Genomic DNA, 9,086 nt, shown 5'->3' with positions numbered 1-9,086 from the left:
TGATGCTGAAGGTCTCGCTGGTGGCGAGGCCGGCAATGTCGGTTGCCGTCACCTTGATGTCTGACGTGCCTGATGTCGTCGGCGTACCGCTGAAGGTGCGCGTCGAGGCATTGAAGCTCAGCCAGGTGGGAAGAGCGGTGCCGTTGGCAGAGGTTGCCGTGTAGGTAAGCGTGTCGCCGCTGTCGACATCGGTGAAGGTGCCGGCCGGCAGCACGAAGGAGAAGGCGGTGCCGGCCGTGGCATTCTGGGTGGCGGTCTGGGCCGCCAGAACAGGGGCGTCGTCGGCACCGTGGATGGTGATCGTCAGTGAGGCCGTGGCGGTGGCGCCTGCGGCGTCACGCATGGTGTAACTGAAGACCTCGTTCAGCGTGTTGGTCGATTGCCGCAGCGCCTGCACCGCGGAGTTGGTCTCGTTGATCGTATAGCTATAGGCGCCTGTCGCATCGATCAGCAGGCTGCCATAGGTGCCGGAAAGTGCGGTGCCGAGCGTGCCTGTCGTCGCGCCGAAGCTGATCGCCGTGACGGCCTTGGTGTCGTTTTGATCCGGATCGGTGTCGTTGGCAAGCACGTTGCCGCTGGCGACAGAACCGCCCGAACCATTGGCAATGCCGCCCTTCTCGGTCGCATCGCCAGCGTCGGCAACCGCCGTCGGCGTCGTGTTGCCCGCGATCGTCGTGGTAATATTGAAGGTCTCGCTGGTGGCGAGGCCGGCAATGTCGGTTGCCGTCACCTTGATGCCTGAGGTGCCTGTTGCCGTCGGCGTACCGCTGAAGGTCTGCGTCGCGGCGTTGAAGCTCAGCCAGGTGGGAAGAACCGAGCCGTCGGCAGATGTTGCCGTGTAGGTGAGCGTTTCGCCGCTGTCGACATCGGTGAAGGTGCCGGCCGCTAACGCGAACGAGAAGGCGGTATTGACCGTGGCATTCTGGGTGGCGGTCTGGACCGCCAGAACCGGCGCGTCGTCGGCGCCGTGGATGGTGATCGTCAGCGCGGCCGTGGCGGTGGCCCCGGCGGTGTCACGCATGGTGTAGCTGAAAACCTCGCTCAGCGTGTTGGTCGACAGCCGCAGCGCCTGCACCGCGGAGTTGATTTCGTTGATCGTATAGGTATAGGCACCCGAGGCCGCGAGGACGAGACTGCCATAGGCACCGGCAAGTGCGGTGCCGAGCGTGCCTGTTGTTGAGCCGAAGCTGACTGCCGTGACCGTCTTGGTGTCGCCGGCGTCAGGATCGGTGTCGTTAGTCAGTACGTTGCCACTGGCGACAGAACCACCCGAGCCATTGGCAACACCGCCCTTCTCGGTCGCATCTCCGGCGTCGGCAACCGCCGTCGGCACCGTGTTGTTTGCCGGGTTGAACATCACGTCGACCCAGTAGTTCGTTGCCTGGAAGGTGCTTGACGGGAAAAGGCTGGAGCTGCCGTACCTGTAGACGCCGTTGCCGCTGCCAAGCGCTGTCAGCGGACCATTGGTTATATTGGACGTGAAGTAGTTTTCGGTCGTGGAGTATCGACCGGTGTTGGTATGGTAGGAAGCCGTGTAGGTGGCACCCACCGTCAACGTCACCGGGCTCGAGAAAGACGCCATCTGCCAGCCGCTGGCGGTCTCGCCGCTGAATGTCAAAGTCGCCAGCGCCGTGCCGGAACTCGACCACAATGTACCGGTATGCGTGCCGGTATCCTGACTGCCCTTGTAGAAACGGATGCCACTGATCGTACCCGCGACAGAGGTCTGGAAGCGGACTCCGAGCTCGACGGCCGACGTGTCGTTGGTATTGACGACCGCTGGGGTCGCGGAACCAGAGAAGAGCGAAACATAGCTCGGGCCGGTGACCGTGACCGTTTTTCCTGCCGAAGGCGTCTCGAGGTTGATGCTGTCGTCCACGGCGCGGGAGCGGATGGTGTAGGTACCCGCGACCTGGGGAGACCAGCTATAAGTCCAGCTCTCGTCCCCCGTCGCCGGGTGCCAGCTTGCGCCGTTGTCGGTCGAGACCTCGACGGCGGCGATGACCCCGCCGCCCGTGTCGGTGGCGGTGCCAGAAATCGTGACGGTCGAGCCAACGCTCGTCGTTGCGGGGACGGTGATGGCGGAGGTCGGTGCGGTATGGTCCGTCGACGTTGTTGTCGCGACGAGCCCAGCCTGCAGTGTTCCCGGCTGAATGCCCATGTCGGCGAACAGGTTCACCATGGCCTGTTGCACCCGGGGGTCTGTGGGGGTCACCTCCTTGTCGTGGTTGTCGCTGAGGCCCCAGGTCCAGTAGACCGTGCCCGCTCCGAACACCAGCGCACCGCTCGGCGCGCGATAGAGCGTCAGATTATGGGTCGAGGTACCGTTGCCGGTGGTGTTTCCGTAGTCGAGCAGGTAGGAGCTGACATTCAACGTCGTCGAGGACAGCTTCACCAGACCGGCTGGATCGAAGCCGTTATCGGGTGAATCGTCCCATTCATACCCGAGGTAGTTCTTTGTAAGTGTCGCGGTCTGTCCGGGCTGAAGGTTGGCAACACTCGTACTGCGCCAGAACCGCAGGTTGGCGTCATCATAGGGAATGGTAATCGCCTGCAGGTTCGAGCCGACGTCGTCGACCATAAACAACTGGCCGGTCAGCGAGTTTTCCGGGTTTCCACCGCCAATAGCGGGCGGGCTGAGGCGCGGGTCGCGGAAGGTGCCTGTCCATTGGTCGGAGGGGTCGATGCTGGCGCCAGGTGACCATGTCTCCTTATAAGAGATGAGGGTACGGTACGGGGTGGCATCACTGCTATAACTGTTGCCCCAACGGGTGCGCCAGTAAACCTCGTTGCCGCTCCAGAACTCCAGATTGACGCCAGCGTCACGTGCCGCCTCGACATTGGCGCGTTGCTGTCCAGACCAATATTCGTCATGCCCAGCGTCTACATACACCTTATGGTTTAGAAGCAGACTGCCATAGCGATCGACATCGACGCCCGACAGGTATGACACATCGTAGCCGTTCTGTTCCAGCCAGTAGATCCCGGCATACTCTGCGCCGAACAGATAGTCCTGTGGCCCAGCATATGTGCCAACCCCGCCACGGGTCGCGATCGGCCTGTTGTAACTGACAGCGTAGGCGCGACCGGCACCCTGCCCCGTCGCTGGGCCATTGCCGCCGTAGAAATTTGCGCCGCCCCAGCCATTATAGGCCTGCCAGGTCTCGTCCGCGGTCTGGAAGACGATGTCACTGTGACTGTCATCATCGCGTACGATGAACGGGATGTGGTTTTCGCCGAAGGTGCCGTCCTGGCGCACGAGCTTGGCGATGTAGACGCCTGAGACGGCGTCGTCTGGCACGGTCCACGACGCCGAGACCGCCCAGTTGCCGGCATCCACCGTGCCGGTCGAGGCATTGCGCAGCGGATCGGGCTGGTTCTGCAATCCGGTGTGCTGCAAGGTCGCAACCTTGCGCGCGCCCATGCCGCCATAATAGCCGAGCCTGTAGATATCGATTCGATAGTTCGTGGAATCGGTATCGATCTTGAAGCTGATCGTCTTGCCGTTGTCGACGCTGATATCGGTCGCGAACCCCTCGATATTGGAGCTGCCGGCGCCGTCGATGCCCCACTCGCTCTCAGGATTGCCCTGCTTCTGATTTTCCGCCACGATCGCGTTGGTGGCGGCGGCCGTTGCCGCGAGCCCCTGCGTTGCTGCCCTCTGCTGGCCGCCCACCGGTTTGGTCACCGAGCCGGATAGTATGCCGACGCCCTTTGAGGTTGCGCTTCCGGTTCCAATCTCCCCGCCGCCTGGCAATGGCCCGTTCGAAACTGTTGAGCCAGTCCACCTTGCCGTTCCGCGCCAACCTGACAAAGGCGAAAGGTCACGGTTCAGAAGCGGGTCGCTGACCGACGCGCCAAATGTTCCCTTGCCAGTCGGTACATAGTCCGGTCCCTCGGTCAGCCTCGTTCCGGGCAATTGGCCGTCGGGCTGGAGCATGCCGCCGCCTTGGGCCCAATCAAGCAGTCGCGTCGGAGACGTATAGTAGCCGCAGCCGCAGACGCCAAACGGCAAGCCAAACGCCAGGAATGAGTGCGATCCGTGAGCACTCGCCTGCGCTGAGGGGGTCGAATCGAGGATGACGACTTTACCGGAAGCGGAGCTGCTCCCCACACTGGTCGAACCTGGCCCGGATGCTGTCTGCGCAGCACCGTTCCGCAGAAAAGGCGCCAGGGGATCCGCAGCCATGAAGCTCGTTCCCGCGCGCGCGCCATGGAGCGGCCATCCCATGCCAACGGTATTGGCGGACCTACCGGAAGGTGAAAAGCCCCAATCAGCAGCAAACGGCTGATGTGCGACAAAGTCACCACGTTGAACGCCGGCTCCGTAGATCGTTGCGAAACTATCGGCCAGCGACGGCAGCGTGATGTCGTTATTGACCTGGCCGTGAGCGTCGCAGACCATCCCCGTCGACCGATCGTCATCCTCATTGACCGCGATGGTGTTGAGGGGACTGTCGGCGGCAGTGCCAGACTTGATCGCATCGGTCGTTTGCGCGGCCAGCGCGAGTTGATAGTTGTTATCTTCCCTATGGGCGGTGTTACGAAGCTTCGCCTTTCGGCCCGCAGCGAACCACCGGGGAGTCAACGAATCCAATAGCATTGAGCGAGATGCCCAACGGAGAGCTTTGCGATGCATGGCATGCCCCCTCGCGAAAATCTATCAATGTGCAGATTGTCGAATGATAGCCGAAGAAGCGCAAAATACCTTGTACGCCTTTCGAGCTAAAATGGGCGATCACCTTTTGGCCAATAAGGACCACGCGCTCTCGCAGGACGGAGAGACCCGTTCCCTGCCGGCCTCGACGATATGCTCTACCAGGCGCAATTTGCCAAAGGGCTGTCCGGAATGCCCGGACAGCCCCTTTATGGCTAGTTTGCAAGCAGATCGTTGACGCGGGTTTCGGCGTCTGTGAGCGCGGCATCGATCTCTTTTTGCCCAGTGATCGCAGAAGCGATCTCTTCGCCGATGATGTCGTTGACCGCGAACTGATGACGAACCTGTGCAGGCAGGGGTTTTGCGACGTTTGCGATGCTGAGGATCGTGGCGCGATGCGGCAGCGCCTTGAACTCTGCTGAATCAATGACCGCCTGCTGAGCCGGCAGGTGACCGGTCCGGGCCCAATCGAAGTTGTGATCGGCCATGAACTTCAGGAACTTGCCGATTGCCGCAACCTGCTCCGGGGTCCGATCCTTCTTTGTCATCGCCCAAGAGTGGCCATCCGACCAATAGGCCGGTTCACCACCGAACACTGGCGGATACGGATAGACCGCGTAGCCGTTGGTGAGCGCGTTGTCGGCCTCTTTCGACAGGGCATCGAAGTCACCCACAACCCAGGTACCGTTCAGAAGAACACCACCGTCCCCCTTGGTAAAGCCGGACAGGGATGCAGCATAGTCCTGGTCTTTCGTGGTCAGATCCTGATCGTAGATGTCCTTGAACAGCTGGACGATCTTCTTGGCTTCAGGTGTGTTGAGTTTGACGTGGGTCGGATCTGCGAAGAAGTCGGACTTCATCTGGGTCAGGTAGATATAGAGGGCACGATAGAACGCACCCTTTTCGTTGGCCATGCTCTGAACGAGATAGGGCTTGCCGGTCTTTTCCTTGAACTGCTTAGCCTGTGCGAGCAGTTCATCGGCCGTCTTCGGCAGTACCGGCGTTCCGTCATCATTGACCAGACCCGCCTTGCGGAAATAGTTCATGTTGATGTGCCACAACATGGTGTGGGAATCGATCGGCAGGCCGAATATCTGGCCTTCCTTCGTCACCCCTTCCCGGCCCGCCGCGGTGAATGTGGAAGAATCCACGCCGGCAGCCTTTAGTACCGCGTCCAGAGGCTCAAGAAGACCCTTCGACTGATAGTCGGACAACACGGATTCATGGATGGTGACGACATCTGGCGGCTCGCCCGATGCCAGCTGCGCCGTCAGCTGGTCGTAACCAGGCCATTCGACGGTGTTCACATTGATCTTGATGTCGGGATTGTCGGCAACGAACTTGTTGATCTGCGACGTGATGATTCCGCACTCGCCTACAGCCTTGCTGACGTCGGTGTTGGTTCCCCAATCGGCGTCGCACGCTCCGAAGAACCGTTGAACTGTAACTTCGACCGGATCACCGGCCAGAGCCGGCCACGACGCCATGGTCAGCGTCGCCGCCAGTAAGATATTCCTCATGCCAATCTTCATTGCAATCTCCTCCTATTGCTTGCGAAAACGCGCGTTGAAACCGGATTGTCAGATCATGATCGTCATCGCACTGCGTAACCCGAAACCGCGGTGACGATGTATTTCTGGAAGAACAGGTAGACGGCGAGCGTTGGCAGACCTGCAAACACAGCCTGAGCCATCAGGAAGCCCAGGCCTTCGGTCTGGGCGAAGTTCATCTGCATGGAAGCAATGCCGGTCGTGATTGTGTACATGTCCTTCTTGGTCGCCGAGATGAGCGGCCAGAGATAGTCGTTCCAGGCACCGAGGAAGGTGAACACACCGAGTGTCGCCTGGGCCGGGATGGTAAGGGGTAGAAGAACCTTCCAGAAGATCCTGAAGCGCGACGCGTTGTCGAGCAGTGCGGCCTCATCCAGCTCCTTGGGAATCTCCCGGAAATACTGCGTCATCAGGAAAACACCGAATGGCGCAGCCAAACCGGGCAGGATCAGGCCAGGATAGGTATTGTGCAGCCGGAACATGCTGAAGATTTGATGGCGCGCGACGATCACTGCCTGCTCCGGCACGGCAAGGCCGAACAGAACGATGACAAACAGGATGTCGCGCCCCGGAAACCGTAGCCGCGCGAAACCATAGCCGGCAAGCGACGACAGGATCAGCACACCGAGCGTCATCCCCGACGAAACGATGAGACTGTTTAAAAACCAGCGGAAGACATTGGATCCGCCAAACACGTCTGCATAGTTCTTGATCGTGTACGGAACGTGGAAGACCGAATTCGTATCCAGCTTCAGTTCCGCATTGAGCTTGAACGACAGCCCGACCACCCAAAGAATCGGCAGTACCATGATCAGGCCGGCTGCCACGACGGCGAGAAGGATGATGCGATCGCCAAAGGATTTTCCGACAATGCCGGAGCTCGTGCCGCTCATCGATTTTCTCCGCGCCTGTTGGAAAGGAAGTACTGCAGCATGCCGGCCATCAGGATGATCGCGAACAGGACCTGCGAGGTCGCAGCGCCCATGCCGACATCGAAGCGGGTGAAGGCAACATCGTAGATGTAGAGGACGATTGGCCTCGAAGCATTGTTCGGACCCCCCTGTGTCATCAGCTGGGCCTGGCCGAATACCTGGAACTGAAGCACGCTTTGAATGATCAGCACCAGCAGAAACGTCCGCCGGATCGACGGAAGCGTAATGCGCCACAGTGTCTTCCAGCGCCCGGCATTGTCGAGCGCAGCCGCTTCATAAATCTCGCCCGGCACTTGTTGCAGTGCGGCCAGAAACAGCATCATCGGCAAGCCTACGCCCCACCAGACCGTCGCGATCGCAACGGCCGGAAGCGCAAGACGCGCATTGCTGAGGAAGGTAACTTGGGGCAGACCGAACCAGCCGAAGATATTGGAAAGCAGGCCAATGTCGGGAATGAAGACGATGCGCCATATCAGCGTCACCACTGTAACCGACAGCACAGACGAGGCAAAGAAGACGGCGCGCATCACCGAGGCGAAGCGTGTCTTGCGATTAAGCGCCAGCGCGAGTGCAAGTCCGAATACCGCGAGAACCGGCACGGTCAAGACAACGAAATAGAGCGTGTTCAGAACTGCCCCGCGGAAAATCCTGTCGTTGAAAAGCCGAGTATAGTTGGCGAGGCCGACAAACTTGCCGGGACCGAACAGGTCCGCCTTCGTCAACCCAAGCCAGAAGCCCCAAAAGAGAGGAATGACGAGCAGGCAGACGAAGACAAGCAGGAAAGGCGCAACGAAGAGCCCGTTTCGCAAGCGGGATTCGTTCATGTGAATGGGCTGGGTCATCACGCCGCCTCCGCGGCGTGATGACCGCGGCCTGTCGCGTCAAAAAGGTGGGTTCGGCGGCCGTCGAACGTCAGGGCCACGGCCGCTCCGGCCGCGAGCGGACTGTCTCCCTTGGCTTCTGCCACCAGGAGCGAATTGTCTGCGATGCGGGCGTAAACGAGCGTGCGATCACCCAGCCGCTCGACCACCTCGACAACCGCATCGGTGTCGCCTGTCCCGGCCTCTCCGATCGAAATCGCTTCAGCGCGGACACCCATCGTGTAGTCACTGGCCGGCGCCAGTTCTTTGATTGGAACCGACGTATGGACAGTCGTTCCGTCGGTTAGGCGAACAAAATCGTGGTCCAGTTTCACGGGCAGGAAGTTCATGGCAGGAGAACCGACGAACTCGGCGACGAAACGTGTCGCAGGTCGTGCATAAATCTCCATTGGTGTGCCGACCTGTTCGATGCGGCGATTGTTCATGACCACGATCCGGTGTGCGAGCGTCATCGCCTCGATCTGATCATGCGTCACGAAAACCATCGTTGATTTGACGCGGTTGTGAAGCTGCGCCAGCTCGACGCGCGTTCTGACACGAAGTGCTGCATCAAGATTCGACAAGGGCTCGTCGAACAGGAAGGCTTGCGGCTCCTTGACGATCGCGCGGCCGATGGCCACACGCTGACGCTGACCGCCGGACAATTGCCCCGGCTTGCGATCAAGCAGCGTGTCGAGAACAAGAATCTCGGCCGCCTCCGTTACCCGGCGAGTGATTTCCGCTTCGTCGATCCCGATGTTGCGCAAGCCGAAGGCCATGTTGTCGCGCACGCTCATATGGGGGTAGAGCGCATAGTGCTGGAACACCATGGCGATACCGCGCTCGCCCGGTGGCAGATGATCGATGCGTTTGCCGTCGATGCGAATCTCGCCGCCGTCGATGCTCTCCAGCCCGGCAATCATTCGCAGCAAGGTGGATTTCCCGCACCCGGATGGGCCGAGGAAGACCATGAACTCGTTGGAATTGATCGTCAGGGACAGGTTGTCGATGACCTGCACCGCACCGTATTGCTTGCTTATGTTTATCAGTTCGATGAGCGCCACGTATTCCTCCGCTGATTGAGTTC

The 9,086-nt window shown here is 60.2% G+C and carries 5 protein-coding genes; all 5 read right to left on the bottom strand.

Going from position 1 to position 9,086, the window contains the following annotated elements; genetic code table 11:
• On the bottom strand, positions 1 to 4,405 hold a 4,405-nt coding region (locus tag AS026_RS01530), incomplete at its 3' end, for a N,N-dimethylformamidase beta subunit family domain-containing protein (RefSeq protein ID WP_425349747.1).
• A gap of 467 nt (positions 4,406 to 4,872) precedes the next feature.
• Positions 4,873 to 6,189, bottom strand: coding sequence for an extracellular solute-binding protein (locus tag AS026_RS01525; protein WP_062368466.1), 1,317 nt, complete (start codon positions 6,187 to 6,189; stop codon positions 4,873 to 4,875).
• A gap of 62 nt (positions 6,190 to 6,251) precedes the next feature.
• Complete coding sequence (locus AS026_RS01520; protein WP_062368465.1) at positions 6,252 to 7,100, bottom strand: carbohydrate ABC transporter permease; 849 nt, start codon at positions 7,098 to 7,100, stop codon at positions 6,252 to 6,254.
• Entirely contained in the window at positions 7,097 to 7,981 is an 885-nt protein-coding gene (locus AS026_RS01515; protein WP_062368464.1) for a carbohydrate ABC transporter permease, read from the bottom strand. The genes AS026_RS01520 and AS026_RS01515 overlap by 4 nt, the downstream gene beginning before the upstream one ends.
• Complete coding sequence (locus tag AS026_RS01510; protein ID WP_062368463.1) at positions 7,981 to 9,063, bottom strand: ABC transporter ATP-binding protein; 1,083 nt, start codon at positions 9,061 to 9,063, stop codon at positions 7,981 to 7,983. Before AS026_RS01510 ends, AS026_RS01515 begins: the two co-directional genes overlap by 1 nt.
• Between the last annotated feature and the right edge of the window lie 23 nt (positions 9,064 to 9,086).

It is taken from the genome of Rhizobium altiplani (assembly GCF_001542405.1).
GTDB lineage: Bacteria > Pseudomonadota > Alphaproteobacteria > Rhizobiales > Rhizobiaceae > Rhizobium > Rhizobium altiplani.
Note: the sequence above shows the minus strand (reverse complement) of the source record. Positions and strands in the feature narration are given on the sequence as shown.